At 68.3% G+C, this 18895-nt stretch carries 15 protein-coding genes and 1 other RNA gene; 9 read left to right on the top strand and 7 right to left on the bottom strand.

The annotated features are described in order from the left end of the window. Positions 1-109: 109 nt before the first annotated feature. The 4 genes from J6U32_RS18945 to J6U32_RS18930 form a co-directional block, all read right to left on the bottom strand. Entirely contained in the window at positions 110-1789 is a 1680-nt protein-coding gene (locus J6U32_RS18945) for an HNH endonuclease signature motif containing protein (protein WP_208791669.1), read from the bottom strand. A 404-nt stretch (positions 1790-2193) separates the two neighbouring features. Then, the gene (locus J6U32_RS18940; RefSeq protein ID WP_208791668.1) at positions 2194-3234 is read right to left on the bottom strand and encodes an SURF1 family cytochrome oxidase biogenesis protein; all 1041 of its coding nucleotides are present in this window, start codon (positions 3232-3234) and stop codon (positions 2194-2196) included. Between the two features lie 119 nt (positions 3235-3353). Then, positions 3354-3836 (bottom strand): low molecular weight protein-tyrosine-phosphatase, encoded by a 483-nt coding sequence (locus tag J6U32_RS18935; RefSeq protein WP_208791667.1) that lies wholly within the window; start codon positions 3834-3836, stop codon positions 3354-3356. Continuing rightward, positions 3829-4512, bottom strand: a complete 684-nt coding sequence (locus tag J6U32_RS18930; RefSeq protein WP_208791666.1) for an HAD hydrolase-like protein — start codon at positions 4510-4512, stop codon at positions 3829-3831. Before J6U32_RS18930 ends, J6U32_RS18935 begins: the two co-directional genes overlap by 8 nt. Positions 4513-4545: 33 nt before the next feature. Here J6U32_RS18930 and cobC point away from each other — a divergent pair, with 33 nt between their 5' ends. The 6 genes from cobC to J6U32_RS18900 all read left to right on the top strand — a co-directional run bounded on the left by cobC (position 4546) and on the right by J6U32_RS18900 (position 10281). Beyond that, positions 4546-5616, top strand: coding sequence for an Rv2231c family pyridoxal phosphate-dependent protein CobC (cobC, locus tag J6U32_RS18925; protein WP_208791665.1), 1071 nt, complete (start codon positions 4546-4548; stop codon positions 5614-5616). A 25-nt stretch (positions 5617-5641) separates the two neighbouring features. Further along, the gene (locus J6U32_RS18920) at positions 5642-6754 is read left to right on the top strand and encodes a Nif3-like dinuclear metal center hexameric protein (protein ID WP_208791664.1); all 1113 of its coding nucleotides are present in this window, start codon (positions 5642-5644) and stop codon (positions 6752-6754) included. A 103-nt stretch (positions 6755-6857) separates the two neighbouring features. Then, the gene (locus tag J6U32_RS18915) at positions 6858-7595 is read left to right on the top strand and encodes a zinc ribbon domain-containing protein (RefSeq protein ID WP_208791663.1); all 738 of its coding nucleotides are present in this window, start codon (positions 6858-6860) and stop codon (positions 7593-7595) included. Positions 7596-7642: 47 nt separating this feature from the next. Continuing rightward, complete coding sequence (locus tag J6U32_RS18910; RefSeq protein ID WP_208796207.1) at positions 7643-8260, top strand: histidine phosphatase family protein; 618 nt, start codon at positions 7643-7645, stop codon at positions 8258-8260. Positions 8261-8361: 101 nt separating this feature from the next. Further along, an RNA gene (gene rnpB, locus J6U32_RS18905) (RNase P RNA component class A) lies at positions 8362-8768 on the top strand. Positions 8769-8868: 100 nt separating this feature from the next. After that, positions 8869-10281: an RNB domain-containing ribonuclease gene (locus tag J6U32_RS18900; protein ID WP_208791662.1), complete on the top strand. Its 1413-nt coding sequence runs from the start codon at positions 8869-8871 to the stop codon at positions 10279-10281. Positions 10282-10330: 49 nt separating this feature from the next. Here the strand turns inward: J6U32_RS18900 and J6U32_RS18895 are convergent, their stop codons facing one another. Together J6U32_RS18895 and pip are read right to left on the bottom strand one after the other, a co-directional pair. Continuing rightward, a complete protein-coding gene (locus J6U32_RS18895) occupies positions 10331-11824 on the bottom strand; it encodes a CYTH and CHAD domain-containing protein (protein ID WP_208791661.1) in 1494 nt (497 codons plus the stop codon). Between the two features lie 49 nt (positions 11825-11873). Further along, positions 11874-12848, bottom strand: a complete 975-nt coding sequence (gene pip / locus J6U32_RS18890; RefSeq protein ID WP_208791660.1) for a prolyl aminopeptidase — start codon at positions 12846-12848, stop codon at positions 11874-11876. Between the two features lie 212 nt (positions 12849-13060). On the opposite strand from pip, the gene J6U32_RS18885 reads away from it, so the two are divergent. Continuing rightward, positions 13061-13243 (top strand): hypothetical protein, encoded by a 183-nt coding sequence (locus J6U32_RS18885; RefSeq protein WP_208791659.1) that lies wholly within the window; start codon positions 13061-13063, stop codon positions 13241-13243. Positions 13244-13291: 48 nt separating this feature from the next. Here the strand turns inward: J6U32_RS18885 and panB are convergent, their stop codons facing one another. Then, positions 13292-14218, bottom strand: coding sequence for a 3-methyl-2-oxobutanoate hydroxymethyltransferase (panB, locus tag J6U32_RS18880; protein ID WP_244332145.1), 927 nt, complete (start codon positions 14216-14218; stop codon positions 13292-13294). A gap of 248 nt (positions 14219-14466) precedes the next feature. Between panB and glnA the strand changes: the two genes are divergently transcribed. Further along, positions 14467-15807: a type I glutamate--ammonia ligase gene (gene glnA, locus J6U32_RS18875; protein ID WP_208791658.1), complete on the top strand. Its 1341-nt coding sequence runs from the start codon at positions 14467-14469 to the stop codon at positions 15805-15807. Between the two features lie 78 nt (positions 15808-15885). After that, a complete protein-coding gene (locus J6U32_RS18870) occupies positions 15886-18894 on the top strand; it encodes a bifunctional [glutamine synthetase] adenylyltransferase/[glutamine synthetase]-adenylyl-L-tyrosine phosphorylase (protein ID WP_208791657.1) in 3009 nt (1002 codons plus the stop codon). Position 18895: the final 1 nt, after the last annotated feature.

The following is an 18895-nucleotide window of genomic DNA, read 5'->3' as shown; positions in this document are numbered from 1 at the left end:
GCGGATCTTTCGTCCCGGTGGTCGAGGTGCCGAGGAGCGTTAGCGACGAGCCTCGAGACCTGTTGCACCGCTGCTGGTTTCCAACCCCGAACGGAAGTGCGCCCCGGGTCTAGAACGCGCGGTCGCCGAGGAGTTGGGCGAGTCGGGTGTCGACCGGCGAGTCCGGGTTGGGATCAGGGTGGAGGATTTCGACGAGGTCGTAATACCCGCCGCCGCACCCGACCGGGACCTGGCTGCGGCGTAGTCGGTCAGTGGGCAGCATCGAGTCCCGGTCGTCGCTTGTGGCGAGATCGGTATCAGCACTGGCAGCGGCCCCACTTGGTGGTGGGTCGGGTGGTGGATGCAACTCCGCGCGGATACGGGCCAGTGCCGCAGCGTAGGTGGTGCCGACGTCGGGGAGCGCGTTGGTGCGTTTCGGGTTCGGTTCGGCTGCGCCGACCGGGGTGTTTGTGCGCCACCAGCATCGTCCGGCCCACGGCCCGTCGCGATAGATGCCGGTCGTGAATTGTCCGGGTTTGTCGCCGACCATCCGGTTGTGTTTCCCACAGGCGGGGGCGAGGTCACCGATGTTGGTGAGTCCGCCTTTCGCGTGGTCTTTGGTGGCGTGATGAATTTCGACGTGCGCGGCGGGTTGGGTACATCCGGGAAACGAGCAGTACTCACCGCCGTCTTTGGCGAACAGGGCGATCCGCTGTCCTTGACTCGCTAACCTCGCCCGACCCAAATACAGGGGAAGACTGGTGTGGTCGTCGAACACCGCCAACCACGGCTGACTGTGGGCCGCCAAAGCGATCACATCCCGGATTGGGAGGAGGGTGCCGGTCGCCGTGACGCCCATCCCGGTTTGCGCAATCAACTCCGACAGCGATGCTTTGATGATCAGATGCGGTGGTAGGCCGCGATGCGAGTGCGGGCCGAGTCCGACATCGAGTCCGGCGCGTAGGACTGCTTCCAACGCATCATGGTTGCGTTGCACCTGATCCCGGTGATCGCGGGCTGCCGCGGCCGCCACCTGGTCGGGGTCGGCATCCTCGCGACTACCGGTCGGGGACTCCGGGTCGGCGGGGTTGTTCATTCCAGGCGCCGCCCACGCGGCGAGTACTGCTTCGAGGTGCGCGGTCAGAGTCGGGGTCATCTGCCCCGATAGCCCACTCATTTTTTGGGCGTCTTGACGGCCGATGCGGATCTGGCGGTGGCGTTGCCGATCAGCATCGTCGGTCAACTCACCGTCGGGGTCGAGGTGCGCCAACACCCGTGCCCCCAGGATCCGGAGATCGGAGGGGGTGTGGGTGCGGGCGAACCCGGCCATCGTGGCGTCGGCCGACATTTTTTCGTCGAACGGCACTGTCGTAGGTATGCGGTCCAACACGTCGATGACGACTGCGGCGTGGGAGGGGCCGGCCGCCCCGGAGGCCATCGCCTCGGCCAACGCCGGATATTTCGGCGCAGCAACCTCGCCGGTGACGGTGTGGAAGGTGGCGGTCGCTTTGAGTTGTTTCCACCGCCGCCACGGTTCCGACACACGCAACAAGCCGATCATGGCGTCGATGATCGACCCGAACCCGTACTCCCGCGCCAGATGGCGGTCGGAGAACTCGACGATCTGCCGATCGCCTTGGACGGTGACGCGGGTGATCAACCGTTCGGTGGACTGAGCGACCGACACCAGGTCATCGTTGGACAGGCCGGTCAAATCATCGGTGGCCAACTCGTCCATCAGCGTGTGGGCGAGGGCGATTTTCTGGGTGGTCGACAACCCAGACACGTCAGGGAGTGCGGTGTCGACCATGATTGTCACCCCCGGCGATAAGCGCACATGTGTTTGTGTGCTGTTGTGTTCGATCATATGCCGGGTTTGTCGGGTTGGCAAGGGTTGTCGAAAGTTTCTTCGAGTGGGTTTAGTGGTGGGGTTCCAGCGTCGGTTCGGCTCGGTCTCGAGGCTCGGCGCCCGGGGGCGCCTCACACCTCGACCACCGATGGGGAAGCGTCTCGGCCGTCGATCGGGAAGGACCTCGACCATCGATCGGGAAGCGTCTCGGCCGTCGATCGGGAAGGACCTCGACCACCGATCGGGGAAGGGCCTGGGGCGCCTCGCACCTCGACCACCAATACAAGGGCTTGGCCACCGATGGGGCACGGCACGGGCCGCGCACTCCTGCCGCTGAACGGGAAGTATCCGGTGAAGCGGGGGCCTCAGCCGCCGTAGCGTTCGGTGAGTTTGTCGCGCACCGTGGACGACAAGTGCTCGGTGTCGGGTCCGACGCCGATGCCGGCGGGCGATTGCTCGTCGATGTCGTCGGGGTCGACCGGAGCGGGCGCGGTGGTTGTTCCGGCTGCTGCGCGCAGTTCCTCGCGCATGCGTTTGCGGCGTTCGGATCGCGTCAGCAGATGTGGGGCCGGCTCGGGTTGTGCGGCACCGTTGAGTCCGGAGGTGTCGTCGGGGGTCGTCGGGTCGGGACCGGCGGCGGCCTCGGCCGCGTGGGCTTTCTTGGCGGCGGAAGCTCGTCGACGTTGACGAATTTCGGAGTAGATGAAGTATCCGGCTCCCAGCGGTGCCATCACACCGAAGGCCAGCCACTGCAGGCCGTAGGAGAGGTAGGGGCCCGAATCCAGTTGTGGCAGTGGGATCTCGCCGAGTGAGCCGGGTTGATTCGGCGACAACTGCAGATAGAACGGGTCCATCGGGGTGCCGGTCGCCTTGGCCAGCTGGGTCGGGTCGACCGTGTACATGGTGAGCGCGTTGCCTTCGGTCCGCGCGCCGCGGCCTTCTGACGTGCCCTCCGAAGCCCGGATGCGGGCGTTGATGGTCGTCTCGCCTGTCGGGGGCGCAGGGATCGCGGGCGTGTTGCTCTGATCCGGGCGAACGTAGCCGCGATCGACCGCCAGGACGCGATCGGTGCCCGCGATGCGGAACGGGGTGAGGACCTCGATGGCCGGTCGCTCGTCGACCGAACGCAGGCGGACGAGGGCCTGGTCGTCGACGAGGTAGGTCCCGGTCATCGTCACCTCACGCCACTCGGTGGAGGGAACGAATCCCCTTCCGGCGGGCGCCACCTCGTTGATCGGTACCGGGGCGGTACCGACGGCACTCTTGATCAGATGGTTGCGCTCGGACGTCGCGGAGTTCTTCCCGAGCTGCCACGGCGCCAGCACCATGAAACATGCCGCCGCGAATGCGGCGACAACGATGATCAGGGCGATCCACCCCGGTCGTATGTTTCGCAGCGCGCGCATAGGACAACGGTACCCAGTGCGCAACCACCGCAGCAGCCCCGGCTGCATCTGATGACGGTATGCCGGATTCGGCCGTGACGTGCGCCGCAGTACCCGATCACGGCAGCACCGGCGACGGCTCAGCCGGTGGCGTCGTCGAGGTGTTCGCGGGCCCACTGGAGCAGGCCCGGTACCGCGGCCTCGATCTGCTCGCGGGTGACGGCGAAATCGTCGGCGTTGCCGTAGTACGGGTCGGACAGATCGAGATCGTCGCCTGCGTCGGGATCGAAGCTGCGCAACAGTCGGGTGCGCTCACCGAGTCGTTTGCGCTCGAGTTCCTTGACGTGTCCGGCGTCGGCGGCGACGAACAGGTCGGCACCGATGTGATCGGGCCCGAGCTGATCGGCGATGTGGGCGTCGGAGTAGCCGTGCGCCAGCAGCTCCGTGCGCGCGCGGTTGTCGGCCGCCTCGCCGACATGCCAGCCGCTCGTCCCGCAGCTGCTCACCTCGACGCGGTCGGCGAGCCCCGCGTCGTGCAGCGATTTGGCAAAGATGTTCTGCGCCATCGGCGACCGGCAGATGTTGCCGGTGCAGACGAAACAGATGTGTAGTTGATCAGACACCGAGTACCTCGCGCAGATCTGACATCGAATCGACGCTCCATGCAGCAGCGTCGCGCTCCCCGGCCAGAGCGTAACCCCATCCGACGAGGATCGTCGGGATGCCGAATCGGGCTGCGCCCTCGACATCGTGGGATCGGTCGCCGATCATCACCGCCGGACGAGAGGGTCGGTGTGTGTGCGGGTCGAGCGATATGTCCAATTGTGCCAGTGCGTGGGCGATCACGTCGGGTTTGTGGCGGCGGGTTCCGTCGTCGCTGGCCCCGGCGATGACACGGAAGTGGCCGGCGAGGCCGAAATGGCCGAGGATGGCGCGCGCGGTCGTCTGGTTCTTCGACGTCGCCACAGCCAGCGTCCGACCCGACGCGCCGAGATCACCCAGAAGTGTGTCCATGCCGTCGAACACCGAGTTCTCCAGCCAGCCGACGTCGGTGTAGCGGGCACGATAGGCGCGCATCGCCTCATCCGCGGTGGCTTCGTCGAGGCCGAGCTCGCGCAAGGTGTCGATCATCGGCGGTCCGGCGATCCCGGCCACCACCGCCTCGGGTGCCGGTGGCGCGCCGACAGCGGTCAGGGCGTGCCGAAAACTGTTGGCGATCCCGGTGAAACTGTCGGTGATCGTCCCGTCGAGATCGACGAGCAGAACGGTGTCGGGATCAGTGGGGTCTGGTCGGGACATCACCAACCCATGGTGCACGTAGGCTCACTCGGTATGACATCCGGGCTGCATGCGCTCGACCGGCACGGCGACCGGGACAGCACCGTGGGCATGCTGGATTTCGCCGTCAACGTGCGCGGAGCCGCACCGCCGTTCGTGCAGGCGGCCATCGCCTCCACCCTCGACGACCTGGCCCGATACCCGACGACCGACCAGACCGATCACACCACCGGGATCATCGCCGACCTGCACGGCCGTCCCACTGACGAGGTGATGCTCCTCGCCGGCGCCTCCGACGGATTCGAGCTGCTGCCGAAACTGGGTGCGGCACATGCGGCCCTGGTGCAGCCGTCGTTCACCGAACCGGAACTCGTGTTGCGGGCCGCGGGGATTCCGATCACCCAGGTCATCGGCCGGCCCGACACGCCGCTGGCAGAGCTGGCCGCCGACATCCCCGACGACGCCGACCTCGTGGTCGTCGGCAACCCCACGAACCCGACGTCGGTGCTGCACGCTGCGGAGTCGATCGCAGCGCTTCGACGTCCCGGACGACTCGTCGTCGTCGACGAGGCGTTCGCCGATCTGACCCTCGATCCGGTGACCGGGGCGTGCGAGCCGCAGTCGCTGGCCGACCGGCGAGCCGACGACGTCATCGTGATGCGCAGTGTCACCAAGACTTTCGGACTGGCCGGACTGCGTGCCGGTTACCTGCTCGCGGCGCCCGAGGTGATCGAACGGGCAGCGGCCGGGCGCCGCGCCTGGCCACTGTCCACGCCTGCGCTCGCCGCGCTGGCCGCCTGTTGCGGACCCGACGGGCAACGCTTCTGTTCCGAGCAGGCCGAGCTCGTCGCCATCGAACGCGACCATCTGCTCGCGCGACTTACCGAGGTCGGAGTGATCCCGTGCGCGCCGCCCGCGGCGCCGTTCGTGCTCGTCGAGATCTCCGGTGCACTGGCGGTGCGAGAAAGCTTGCGAGACCAGGGGATCGCCGTGCGCAGTTGCGCGAACTTCGTCGGACTGACCGACGACCACCTACGGTTGGCGGTGCGCCCGGCGGCGCAGGTCGATCGGCTGGTCACGGCGCTCGACCGGGCGCGAGAGGAGATCACCGTTGGCAGCGCATGAGCACACGGGTCACGGTCCGAGCGAGGTGAGTGTCGCCGACGTGGTGGCAGTGCTGGAGGCCGCGTATCCGCCGCGCCTGGCGGAGAGCTGGGACGCCGTCGGGCTCGTATGCGGGGACCCGAGCGAACCGGCCGGGCCGGTCCTGGTGTGCGTCGACGTCACCGACGACGTGGTCACCACGGCATGCGCGCAGGGTCACCGGATGATCGTGGCACACCACCCGTTGCTGCTGCGGGGTGTGGAGTCGGTCGCTGCCGACACACCCAAGGGCCGCATCGTCCACCGACTCATCAGGGCCGGTATCGCCCTGTTCACCGCCCACACCAACGCCGACAAGGCCGATCCCGGTGTGTCCGACGCGCTCGCCGCCGCACTCGGACTCCGTGAGGTCGCGCCCATCGACCCCGAACCGCTACCGCCCGTCGACAAGTGGGTGGTGATGGTGCCCGAGGGCAACGCCGAACAGGTCAGCGAGGCCATGTTCGCCGCCGGAGCCGGAGCGATCGGCGACTACCGCGACTGCGCATGGTCGGTGGTCGGCGTCGGCCAGTTCGAGCCGAAACCGGGTGCCAACCCGACCATCGGTGAGATCGGGCAGCGTGAACGCGTGGACGAAGCGCGCGTGGAGATGGTTGCCGCCCGAGGGCTGCGAACCGCGGTCCTCGCCGCATTGCGCGACTCCCACCCGTACGAGGAACCTGCCTTCGACATCCTCGAACTCGCCGCGATCCCGTCGGCGCTCGGTCTCGGCCGCGTCGGTGTGCTGGCCGAACCGATGACCGCGGCGCAGTTCGCGCAACGCGCGGCCCACGCGCTGCGTACGCCATGGGGCGTGCGTGCCACCGGCCCGGCCGACCGACAGATCAGAACGGTCGCGGTCTGCGGCGGCGCCGGTGATTCCCTGCTGGCCTCCGTCGCCCGGCTCGGCGTCGACGCCTATCTGACCGGCGACCTCCGCCATCATCCGGTGGACGAGGCGCTGCGGTCCGGCGGCGCGGTGCTCCTCGACGCCGGGCACTGGGCCACCGAGTTCCCCTGGTGCCGGCAGGCCGCCGAACGGATCACTGCCGCCACCGGATGTGTGGCGGAGTGCCACGACGAACCCACCGATCCGTTCACCGTGCACACGTCGGCCTGACACGGCGCGTACCGTAAACGTTCACCGCCCGGTGCAACGGCGCGCCGTGACTCACCCGGCTCACCCGACCACCGATTCCCCCCAGTGCACGAGGAGACACCCGATGAAGGTCGATGCCGGACGGCAACGACTCCTGCTCGAACTCGCCGACGTCGACGCCGGCCTGGCCCGACTCGACCATCGAGTCGGCAACCTGCCCGAGGACGCCGAGATCGCCGAGACGATCACCGCGATCGAGGCCGCCCGCGACGACCTCGTGCGCGCGGAGATCGCCGCGGAGGATCTCGACCGCGAGTACCGCCGCATGGATGGTGAGATCACCGGCATGCGAGATCGGGAACAGAAGGACTCGGCCCAGATGACCGCCGGTGGCCTTGCGCCGAAGGCATTGTCGGAGTTGCAACATGAGCTGACCGGATTGGGTCGGCGCCGGCAGGTCCTCGAGGACGACATGCTGGAACTGATGGAACGCCAGGAGGCACTCGGGTCCGAACGCGATCGGGCATCGGCGACCATCGCCCATCTCGAGCAGCGACTCGCCGAGCTGCGCGGTCGTCGGGAAGAGGCCGTGACCGCGGTGGACGCCGACAAGGAGGCGCTGGCGGCGCGGCGTACCCAGATCGTCGCCGAGGTGCCCGACGAACTGCTCCCGATCTACGAACGCCAGCGCAGCGCGGGCAAGGTCGGCGCGGGGCTGCTCCGCGCCCGCCGATGTGGCGCCTGCCGAATGGAACTCGATCGCGGGACGCTCTCCGGGATCGCCGCCGCGCCCGACGACGAGGTGATCCGCTGTGAGGAGTGTGGGGCGATCCTGATCCGGACCCACGAGTCGGGACTGTGACCACCCCCTCCGGGAACACCCCCGCAACACCGTCGTGGCAGGGCCAGATGGCCGCCCCGACCCGCATCGTGTTGGTCCGTCACGGTCAGACCGCGCTGTCGGTGGACCGGCGGTACTCGGGGCGTGGCAACCCGCCACTGACCGACCTGGGAAAGACGCAGGCGCTGCGCGCGGCACAGCGGGCGGCGTCCGAACAGCCGATCGCCGCGGTCGTCAGCTCGCCTCTGGACCGGGCCAGGCAGACCGCGCAGGCGATCACCGACCTCGTGGGCGGCCAGGTGGTGGCCGAGGACGACCTCATCGAGAACGACTTCGGTGCATGGGAGGGACTGACCTTTTCCGAGGCCAACGCTCGCGACCCCGAGGTCCACGCCCGATGGCTCGGTGACGAGTCGGTGCCCGCGCCCGGTGGGGAGAGCTTCATCCAGACCGCCCAGCGGGTGATCGCCGCCAAGGACCGTCTGCTGCAGCGCTATCCGGGTCAAACCGTCGTCGTCGTCAGTCACGTCACCCCGATCAAGTCCCTGCTGCGCCACGCCCTCGACGTCGGACCGCAACTGTTGTTCCGGCTACACCTCGACCTGGCGTCGGTGTCGGTGGCCGAGTTCTTTCCCGACGGCGGCGCTGTCGTCCGCTGCGTCAATGACACCTCGCACCTCCGGTGAAGTGACACGGCGCACCTTCGGTGAAGTGACACGGCGCACCTCCGGTGAAGTCAGACCTCGCATCGTCGCCGACACCCCGGACGCTATCCTGTACGGGCGAACGAGTCGGCCGGGCGGCCGCGGCGCGTGGGACGGCCAGTCACTGGAAACGCCACGCGCCGAGGAAAGTCCGGACTCCGCAGAGCAGGGTGGTTGTCAACGGCAACCCGGGGCGACCCGCGGGACAGTGCCACAGAGAACAGACCGCCGGCCGCAAGGCCGGTAAGGGTGAAACGGTGCGGTAAGAGCGCACCAGCGATGCGGGTGACCGCGTCGGCTCGGTAAACCCCACCCGGAGCAAGGCCGAAGCACGGACCGCTTGCGGTGCGTGTGCGCGGACGTGATGAGGGCTGCTCGCCCCAGTCCGCGGGTGGGCCGCTCGAGGTACCCGGCGACGGTGTGCCCAGATGGATGGTCGCCACCGACCTCACGGTCGGGACAGGATCCGGCTTACACGCCGACTCGTTCGCCCCCCTCCGACACCCCGACGTCATCGTCGGCCCTGATCACGCCCTGTCACCGCATGCACGTCCCCCCATGCACGCCGAGCGCGGCGTTATGGTCGGGGAGTGCAACGCAGACTGTCGGCGCCCGAGATCGACTTCGATGCCATCCGTGGGGAACTCGGCGTCAGCGAGGACTACGGTGGCGCCGCACTCGAGGAAGCCGGCAACGCGCGCGACCGATATGCCGGGCAGCGCGCGGACCACCGCGATCTACCCCTGGTGACGATCGACCCGCCCGGATCGATGGACCTCGATCAGGCCGTGCACATCGCCACCGACGGCGACGGGTTCGTGGTCGACTACGCGATCGCCGACGTCGCCGCCCTCATCGAACCGGAGGGCGCCCTCGACGCCGAGAGCCGCCGACGCGGCGCCACGGTGTACTTCCCCGACGGCTCGGTCCCGCTGCATCCGAGGGTCCTGTCGGAGGGCAGCGGTTCGCTGCTGCCGGGTGTGGAACGCCCGGCCGTGCTCTGGACCATCCGCGTCGGCGCCGACGGCCGGATCGGCGACGTGGCGGTGCGACGCGCGCTGGTGCGTTCGGTGGCCCGCCTCGACTACGCGGGTGTCACCGCCGACGCCGCGGCGGGCCGGCTGCACCCGTCGATCACGGCGCTACCGGCTTTCGGTGCGCTGCGGCAACGGATCGCCTTGTCGCGCGGCGCAATCGAACTCGACCTCCCCGACCAGGAGGTGGTGCGCGACGCCGACGGATGGAGCCTGCAGATAGCGCCGCACACACCCGCGGACAGGTGGAATGCCCAGGTGTCGTTGCTTGCCAAAATGTGCGCCGGAACCCTGATGGCCGATGCGGGCGTCGGGCTGCTGCGGACCCTGCCACCTGCCGAACCCGGTGCGGTGCAGGCATTGCGTGACACGGCACGAGCGATGGGTGTGGACTGGCCGGACAAGCAGGGGCCAGGAGAGTTCCTGGCCGGTCTACCGGCCGACGCGCCGTCGACCCTGGCGTTGATGTCGCACGCCGGCTCGCTTATGCGCGGTGCCGGGTATCTGGCCCTCGACGGCGGCGCGACGCCGGCGCCGGCGGCGATGGTGCACGCAGCGATCGGCGGGATCTATGCGCACGTCACCGCGCCGCTACGGCGGTTGGGTGATCGCTTCGCGACCGAGGCATGTCTGGCGATCAGCGCCGGCGAGCCGGTACCCGATTGGGTGATGCGCGCATTGCCCACCCTGCCGAAGATCCTGCGGTCGGCCGACTCCCTGGGAGCCTCGGCGGACCGGCTCTCGATCGACCTCGCCGAGGCGACGGTCCTCGCCGGCCGGGTCGGAGAGGTCTTCGACGCGGTGGTCCTCGCCGACGCCGACGCGAAGAAGCCGGCCCGGATCTTCATCGACGACCCGGCCGTCATCGCCGGCTGCAGCGGAAATCCCGCGTCGGCGACCAGGATTCGGGTACGACTGATCGCCGCCGACCCGGTACGACGCACCGTGGGGTTCGCGCCGGTCAGCTGAGCGCCCGAGTGCTCAGAGGCGCCCATGTGCTCAGAGGTTTCCCGAGTGCTCAGAGGTCTTTGGCGGCCTTGCGGTAGGCATCGAGGGCGCGTGCTCCGGCGGCCTCCTGCAGGGCGTCGAGGCGGCCGAGCAGGAACATGTCGCGACCGGGGAGGTCGGTGCGCTCGGCAAGCTCGGCCAGGCGCGCCCGGTTGATCCGGGTGTCGTTGAAATCGCCGAGCGCCGACTGGATCTTCTTCGCCACCGCGGCGGTCTTCTGATAGCGCTTGATGCCCAACGGTTCTCCCGCATCTGTGGCGTAGCGCAACTTCTTGGCCCGCTTGCGGATGACGTGCACCTGTTCCTGCCACTCGTGCGACCCCTCGGGGAAGGTGGCGAGCTCTTCCTGAGCCTTCCGGATCTTCTTGCGGCTCTTGGCGATCGCCGCATCGACCGCCGCGGCCGCGGGCATGTCGGCGTCGGGCCCGGCCGGCGGATCGGTGATCAGGACGTCGATGTCGTCGAGCAGCCGGAAGTAGCGCTCGGAGTTCATCGCTGCATGGGCGGCGCGGATCGCGCGATCATGCGAGTCCGACTCGGTCCCCGTCAGCGCCGAGACCAAGGCCTCCGACGGCGACTCCCCACGCAACAGGGCGGTGTCGATCTCGAGCTGGACCTCCGAATCCCGTGCGTCACCGAGGATTCGGGCGAGCAGGCGCAGCTCGTCGTTGATGTGGGCGGTCCGGTGCGGGTCGAGGACCGTCGGGAAACCCGAGAGCACACTGCGGAATCGGCGGGTAGCCACCCGCATCTGATGCACGGCGTCGGGCGCGTCGACCCGGACCTCGGGGTCGTAGGTGAGCAGGGCATTGCGATGCAGGGTCAGGTCGGTGACCACCAGCTCCAGCGCCGAGGGGCGTTTGGGCAACCGGGGTTCGACGGTCGTCGTCGGGGTGGAACCGATGGCACGGGCCAGCTTCGAGGCACTCGACGGTTCCGATCCGCCGGCCGAGCGCAGCAACTTGTGGGCAGCCTTCAGCAATCGGGGAGTACCGCCGGAGAGCAACTCGAACTCCCACTCGGCCCACTGCGCGACCTCGCCGCCGTGCAGCAGCGACCGCGCGGTCACGAGGTCCTCGGCGAACTCCGCGAGCGGCTCCTCGTCGACCCCGAACAGGGTGGTGATGGTGCGGGAGGTGGAGATCACCGCCACCGGGATCAGGCTGCGGTGCCGGGTGAGCGCGAGCACCGGGATCAACAGGGCATCGGGGAGGTCGCCGTCGGCGGGTGCCTCGTCGAACGCGATCTGCAATTCGCGGCGTGCGCCGGGAATTCCGCTGGGACGCTTGAGATGCCAGCCGCTGTCGTGGCCGCCGGTGCGACGGCGCAGGGTGATCCGATTGCCTGCCAGATCCAGGTTGTCGGTGTCGAAGTACGTGGCGTCGAGGGTGAACGTCTCCGGTTCACGTGCGCCGACGACGCCGGGCAACACCCGCAGGTCGGGGGTGGCGGTTCCGGCTTTGACGTCGAACTTCAGCTCTACCTCGACCTGTTCGGTTGCCACTGGTCCTCCTGCCGGATGTCGGATACGCGTGAAGTGTATATGCGGGCGATCACCTGGCGTCGCCGGCGAAGGCGTCGGTCGCCTCGATGAGTGTGCTCCGGATGCCCGGCTCGAAGGAGGCGTGCCCGGCGTCGTCGACGATGTGCAGCTGTGCCGACGGCCACGCCCGGTGCAGATCCCACGCACTGCGCATCGGGCAGACGACGTCGTAGCGGCCCTGCACGATGACGCCGGGGATGTCGGCGATGCGGTCGATGTCGCGCAGGAGTTGGCCGTCGTCGAGGAAGCCGTGATTCACGAAGTAATGGTTCTCGATCGAGGCGAAGGCGATGTCGAAGCGTGGTCCGGAGTCCTCCTTGATCGCCGCCGCCTCCTCGGGCTTCGGGATGAGGTAGCTGGTGGCCTGTTCCCAGCCGGTCCAGGCACGGGCGGCGGCCGCGGCCACCTCCGGTTCGGGTGAGGTCAACAGCCGGTGATAGGCGGCCACGAGATCACCGTCGCGTTCGGCGGCGGGAATCGGCGCCAGATAGGACTCCCAGATGTCGGGGTAGATGTGCGCCGCACCGCCGTTGTAATACCAGTCGATCTCGCTGCGCCGCAGTAGGAAGATGCCGCGCAGGACCAACTCCGACACCCGATCCGGATGGGTTTGCGCATAAGCCAACCCGAGTGTCGATCCCCAGGAGCCCCCGAACACCTGCCAGGTGTCGATGTCGAGGTGCTCGCGCAGCGCCTCCATGTCGGCGATGAGTGCGCTTGTCGTGTTCACCGAGAGGTCGGCGCCATCGGCGATGTGCGGGCGGGAGCGGCCGCAGCCCCGCTGATCGAACAGGACGATCCGATAGCGGTGCGGATCGAAGAAGCGACGCTGATCCGGAGCGGTCCCACCGCCCGGACCGCCGTGGACGAAGACCGCGGGTTTGCCATCGGGGTTACCGGAGGTCTCCCAGTAGATTTGCTGACCGTCGGTGGTGGGCAGGTGGCCGGAGGCGTAGGGCTCGATCTCGGGGTAGAAGTCGCGCATGGTTTACGAGCCTAGACACCCGGGCGCCGTGCGGTGGCGCTGCCGCGATGTCCGTTACGCCGGTGATGGCGCAATCCTGCTGTCGCGGTTGGTCATACGAGCGGATGACGTCGGCGCGGCGATCCGTGCGTCGGGGGTGGCCGGGGGGCTAGCGTGACAACTCAGCGCAGGTGAGCACCAGAGATCACCGAATAGAGAAGGGCACGAGAGCGATGATCCAGCAGGTCGAGCACGTCGAGTTGCTGGCCCGACGGAACTCCGTGGGCCACTTCGGTCAGTTCGCCCATCTCGGAGTCTTCGGCGGTCACATCGGGATGACCGCTGTGGTGACCGCGGTGGTCGTCGTCCTGCTGATCGCCCTGGTTGTGCTGGTCCTGCGCCGCAACGTGCGCTGACACCGACCCCGCCCTGGCGTCGCCCCACCGCACGTCGCGCCGATCGGATCAGTAGCTGTGCTCGGGACCGGGGAAGACGCCCCGACGTACCTCATCGGCGTATTGGGCTGCGGCACCGCGGAGTTCGCCGCCGACATCCGCGAAGCGCTTGACGAATCGGGCGGTCTTGCCGTGGGTGAAACCGGCCATGTCCTGCCAGACGAGTACCTGTGCGTCGGTCTCGTGGCCGGCTCCGATCCCGACGGTGGGGATCGTGAGCTTGCGCGTGATCTGGCCGGCGAGCTCGGACGGAACCATCTCCATGACGACGGCGAACGCACCCGCCTCCTGGACGGCGATGGCGTCGGCGATCAACTGGTCGGCACCGTCACCGCGGCCCTGGACACGGAATCCGCCGAGTCCGTTGACGCTCTGCGGGGTGAAACCGATGTGGGCCATCACGGGGATGCCGGCGCCGGTGAGGGTGGCGATCTGGTCGGCGACGCGCTCACCGCCCTCGAGCTTGACCGCGTGCGCGCCCGCTTCCTTGAAGAATCGGACCGCGGTCGCGAGTGCCTGCTGCGGGCCGGCCTCGTAGCTGCCGAACGGGAGGTCGGCGACGACGAGCGCGTGCGGGGCGCCGCGCACGACGGCGCGGGCGAGCGGGATCAGCTCGTCGGTGCTGACCGGGATCGTGGTGTCGTAACCGAGGACGACGTTTGCGGCGGAATCGCCGACGAGCAACACGGGGATCTCGGCCTCGTCGAAGATGCGGGCGGTCGAGTAGTCGTAGGCGGTGAGCATCGACCACTTCTCGCCCTCGGCCTTCATCTGCGCGAGGTGATGGACACGGGTGACGCGGCGGCGCGGGGCGGATTCGCCCGACCCGGCGGGCGTGCCGCCGTAGACGGGGGTCTCGACTGAGGGGGTTTCGGCCGCGGGGGTGTCAGACGCAGGGATTTCAGACGCGGTGGACACCACAGACTCTGGGGACATCGTTGTCTCTTTTCTTCCTCGAGTCCTGGCTGGCAGGTACCCGGGCGGTTGGGACACTCCATTTTCGCACCGGAGGTGATCGGCCAACACCGGCGTGAGCTGTGCCTTTGATCACACCAGAACCGATGATTCCACTCCGCGGTCGAGGCGTTCCACAATGTGGGATCACTATCGCAAACTCCCAGGGTGAAGAGTTCGACTTGTGAACGTAACACGGATTTAACAGGGCATCCCTAATGTCGGCGTTCATGGATCGCCAAAAGGAATTCGTTCTGCGGACTCTCGAAGAGCGGGACATCCGGTTCGTTCGGTTGTGGTTCACCGATGTTCTCGGATACCTCAAGTCCGTGGCGATCGCCCCCGCCGAACTCGAAGGCGCCTTCTCCGAGGGTATCGGCTTCGACGGCTCGGCGATCGAGGGCTTCTCCCGCGTCTCGGAGGCCGACACCGTCGCCAAGCCCGATCCCTCGACCTTCCAGATCCTGCCGTGGACCACCTCGCAGGGTCGTCACCATTCGGCGCGGATGTTCTGCGACATCGCGATGCCCGACGGCACCCCGAGCTGGGCCGATTCCCGGCACGTGTTGCGCCGGCAGTTGAACAAGGCCGCCGACCTCGGCTTTAGCTGCTACGTCCATCCCGAGATCGAGTTCTTCCTCCTCAAGGAAGCGCCCCTGGACGGCAGCGTCCCGGTTCCGGCCGACTCGGGCGGCTACTTCGACCAGGCGGTGCACGACGCAGCCCCGAACTTCCGCCGACACGCCATCGAGGCGCTGGAGTCGATGGGCATCTCGGTGGAGTTCTCCCACCACGAGGGCGCGCCCGGCCAGCAGGAGATCGACCTGCGCTACGCCGACGCGCTGTCGATGGCCGACAACGTGATGACCTTCCGCTACGTCGTCAAGGAGGTCGCGATCTCCGAGGGCACCTGGGCGACGTTCATGCCCAAGCCCTTCAGCGAGCACCCGGGGTCGGCGATGCACACCCACATGAGCCTGTTCGAGGGGGAGGCCAACGCCTTCCACAACCCCGACGACCCGATGCAGCTGTCGGAGACCGGCAAGAAGTTCATCGCCGGAATCCTGTACCACGCCAACGAACTCAGCGCCGTCACCAATCAGTGGGTCAACAGCTACAAGCGTCTGATCCACGGCGGTGAGGCGCCGACGGCGGCCACCTGGGGCGGCGCCAACAGGTCCGCGCTGATCCGCCTGCCGCTCTACACCCCGAACAAGGCGTCGTCGCGCCGCGTCGAGATCCGCAGCCCAGACTCGGCCTGCAACCCGTACCTGACCTTCGCGGTGCTGCTGGCCGCAGGGCTCAAGGGCATCACCGAGGACTACGAATTGCCCGACGAGGCCGAGGACGACGTGTGGGCGCTGACGCCCGCCGAACGGCGCGCGATGGGTTACAAGGAACTCCCCGGAAGCCTGGCCGAGGCGCTGCACGCGATGGAGGAGTCCGAGCTGGTCGCCGAGGCGCTCGGCGAGCACGTCTTCGACTACTTCCTGCGGAACAAGTGGACCGAGTGGACCAACTATCGCAGCCTGGTCACCCCCTTCGAGCTCAAGAGCTACCTGCCGCTGTAGGTCGAGCGACATCACGACACGCGCCCGGATTCGCCGCCCGGGCACGGACGCGTCGGCGTCAGACGCTATTTTCGTGGGGTGACAACGCTGCACGGCCGTGGTGGCATACCCAGTTCCGGACGCCTGGGGTTGCTCGACGCCACGGCGTCGGCCGATCTCGCGGAATTGGGGTGGAACACCGAGGAATCGGTGGACCTGCTGTGGTCGCTCTCGCGTGCACCCGACGCCGACCTCGCGCTGCGCGCGTTGATGCGCCTACGGTCGGCGGCCGCCGACGAGTGGCCGGCGATCGACGCACTCCTGCGCACCGACAAAGGATTTCGTGGTCGGCTCTTCGGCGTCCTCGGGTCCTCGGATGCCCTCGGTGATCACCTCGCCGCCGAACCGTCGTCGTGGCACCTGCTCGAGACCGACACGCTGCCCGACGTCGCCGAGATCAACGCGACGATGCTCGCCGCCGTCGACGCCGTGGCCGAGCCGGGTGAGCAGGAGAAGGGCAACAAGATCTTCCGCGCCGGGTTCAGCGGGCCGCGTGCCGTGGTCGCCCTGCGTGCGACCTACCGCAGCCTGGTGATGCAACTCGCCGCCCACGACGTGGCGTCGACGGTCGAGGACGAGAAGGTCATGTGGTTCCCCGAGGTCGGGGCCTACCTTGCCGATCTCGCCGACGCCGCGCTGACCGCGGCGCTCGCCGTCGCCTTCCGGGAAGTATGCGGTGACAAGCCGATCCCGGTGCGCATCGGCGTCATCGCGATGGGCAAATGCGGTGCGCGCGAGCTCAATTACGTCAGCGACGTGGACGTGGTGTTCGTCAGCGAACCCGCCGACGGAGTGGCCGCACGCATCGCAGGGGAGATGATGCGCGTCGGCTCGCTGGCGTTCTTCGAGGTCGATGCCGCGCTGCGCCCGGAGGGCAAGGCGGGGGCGCTGACCCGCACCCTGGAATCACACGTCGCCTACTACAACCGGTGGGCCAAGACTTGGGAGTTCCAGGCGCAGCTCAAGGCCCGCCCGATGACCGGTGACATGGAACTGGCCACGGCCTATCACGAGGCCATCAACCCCATGGTGTGGCGTGCGGCCGAGCGCGAGGACTTCGTGCACGAGGTGCAGGCGATGCGGCGCCGCGTCGAGGACCTGGTGCCCGAGGATCAGCGTGAACGCAACCTCAAACTCGGCAGCGGAAGTCTGCGCGACGTCGAGTTCGCGGTGCAGTTGCTGCAGATGGTGCACGGCCGGGTCGACGAGGAACTGCGGGTGCGTGCCACCGTCGACGCCCTCGAAGCGCTCACCGCCGGCGGTTACGTCGGTCGCGACGACGGCGCCAACCTCATCGCGTCGTACCAGTTCCTGCGGCTGCTCGAGCACCGCCTGCAGTTACAGCGCATGTCGCGGACACATCTGCTGCCCGCGTTCGACGACGACGAGGGCATGCGGTGGCTGGCCCGCGCGGCGCACATCCGGCGTGAGGGTGAACTCGACGCGACCGCAGTCCTGCGCCGGCAGATCAAACACCAGGCACTGCGGGTGCGCAAGCTGCATCAGAAGCTCTTCTACCGGCCGCTGCTGGAGGCGGCGACCCGGTTCAACACCGAGGAACTCACGCTCTCCGACACCTCGGCCGAACGGCGCCTGGCGGCCCTGGGTTACGCGCAGCCGCAGCGCGCGCTGAGCCACATCCGGGCTCTCGCGTCGGCGCCCGGGCGACGTGGACAGGTGCAGTTGCTGATCCTGCCGCAGCTGCTCGAACACATCGGGGACACACCGGATCCCGACGCCGGTCTGCTCAACTACCGCCGCCTGTGCGAGGAGATGGACAACGACTGGTTCCTGCGCCTGCTCCGCGACGACGGCGTGGTCGCCGAACGCCTGATGCGCGTGCTGGGCACCTCGGAGTTCATCGCGAACCTGCTCATGCGCTCACCGGAGGTCATCCACCTCTACTCCGACGGTGCGAACGGTCCCAAGCTGTGCGAGACCCGCCCGGAGGACGTGGCCAAGGGGCTCGTCGCCTCGACGGTCCGGCAGACCGATCTGCGTCGGGCCGTGGCCATCGCCCGCTCGCATCGCCGGGCCGAACTCGCCCGGATCGCCTCGGCCGACATCCTCGGGATGATGGACGTCCCACAGGTCTGCCATGCACTTTCGAGTGTGTGGGCCGCGGTCCTCAATGCCGCTCTGGCCGTGGCGATCAAGGCATCGGAGGCCGAACGGAAGTCGCCGGCCCCGGCGCGTATCGCGGTCATCGGCATGGGTCGTCTCGGCGGACTCGAGCTGGGCTACGGGTCCGACGCGGATGTGCTGTTCGTGTGCGAACCGATGCCCGGTGCCGACGAGGCCGCCGCTGTTCGGTGGTCGCAGACCATCGCCGAGAAGGTCCGCTCGATGCTCGGCTCGCCCAGCGAGGATCCGCCGCTGGTCGTCGACACCGGCCTGCGACCCGAGGGACGCAACGGCCCGGTCGTGCGGACCCTCGCCGCGTATGCGGCCTACTACGAGCAGTGGGCCCAGCCGTGGGAGGTCCAGGCGCTGCTGCGTGCCCATCAGGTCGCCGGTGACAACGAACTCGGCATCGAGTTCCTGTTGATGGCCGACAAGGTCCGCTACCCGGCGGGCGGGGTGTCGTCGGCGGCGGTGCGCGAGATCCGGCGGATCAAGGCACGCGTCGATTCCGAACGCCTGCCTCGTGGCGCGGACCCGGCGACCCACACCAAACTCGGCCGCGGTGGACTCGCCGACGTCGAGTGGACGGTGCAGCTGATGCAGCTGCGTTACGCACACCGCTACACCTCGTTGCACAACACCTCGACGTTGCAGACGCTCGACGCGATCGGCTCGGCCGAACTCCTCGCCGAGACCGATGTGGCGATCCTCAAGGAGGCGTGGCTGACGGCGACCAAGGCGCGTAACGCGCTGGTGCTCGTCCGGGGTAAGCCGGTCGATCAGCTCCCGGCGCCGGGAAAACAGTTGCGCCAGATCGCTTTCGCCGCCGGGTGGCCCGAGGACCAGGCCGCGGAGTTCCTGGAGAACTATCTGCGCGTCACCCGTCGCGCGAAGAATGTGGTGCGCAAGGTCTTCGGGGCGTGAG

This window comes from Gordonia polyisoprenivorans (genome assembly GCF_017654315.1).
In the GTDB taxonomy this organism is placed as follows: Bacteria; Actinomycetota; Actinomycetes; order Mycobacteriales; family Mycobacteriaceae; genus Gordonia; species Gordonia polyisoprenivorans_A.
This window is presented reverse-complemented; position numbering and strand designations above follow the sequence as displayed.

Bases quoted from the DNA above. Each gene is read 5' to 3' on its own strand.
- J6U32_RS18945 (WP_208791669.1), bottom strand. From the start codon at position 1,789: ATGGTCGACACCGCACTCCCTGACGTGTCTGGGTTGTCGACCACCCAG.
- J6U32_RS18940 (WP_208791668.1), bottom strand. From the start codon at position 3,234: ATGCGCGCGCTGCGAAACATACGACCGGGGTGGATCGCCCTGATCATC.
- J6U32_RS18930 (WP_208791666.1), bottom strand. From the start codon at position 4,512: ATGTCCCGACCAGACCCCACTGATCCCGACACCGTTCTGCTCGTCGAT.
- cobC (WP_208791665.1), top strand. From the start codon at position 4,546: ATGACATCCGGGCTGCATGCGCTCGACCGGCACGGCGACCGGGACAGC.
- J6U32_RS18915 (WP_208791663.1), top strand. From the start codon at position 6,858: ATGAAGGTCGATGCCGGACGGCAACGACTCCTGCTCGAACTCGCCGAC.
- J6U32_RS18910 (WP_208796207.1), top strand. From the start codon at position 7,643: ATGGCCGCCCCGACCCGCATCGTGTTGGTCCGTCACGGTCAGACCGCG.
- pip (WP_208791660.1), bottom strand. From the start codon at position 12,848: ATGCGCGACTTCTACCCCGAGATCGAGCCCTACGCCTCCGGCCACCTG.
- J6U32_RS18885 (WP_208791659.1), top strand. From the start codon at position 13,061: ATGATCCAGCAGGTCGAGCACGTCGAGTTGCTGGCCCGACGGAACTCC.
- panB (WP_244332145.1), bottom strand. From the start codon at position 14,218: ATGTCCCCAGAGTCTGTGGTGTCCACCGCGTCTGAAATCCCTGCGTCT.
- glnA (WP_208791658.1), top strand. From the start codon at position 14,467: ATGGATCGCCAAAAGGAATTCGTTCTGCGGACTCTCGAAGAGCGGGAC.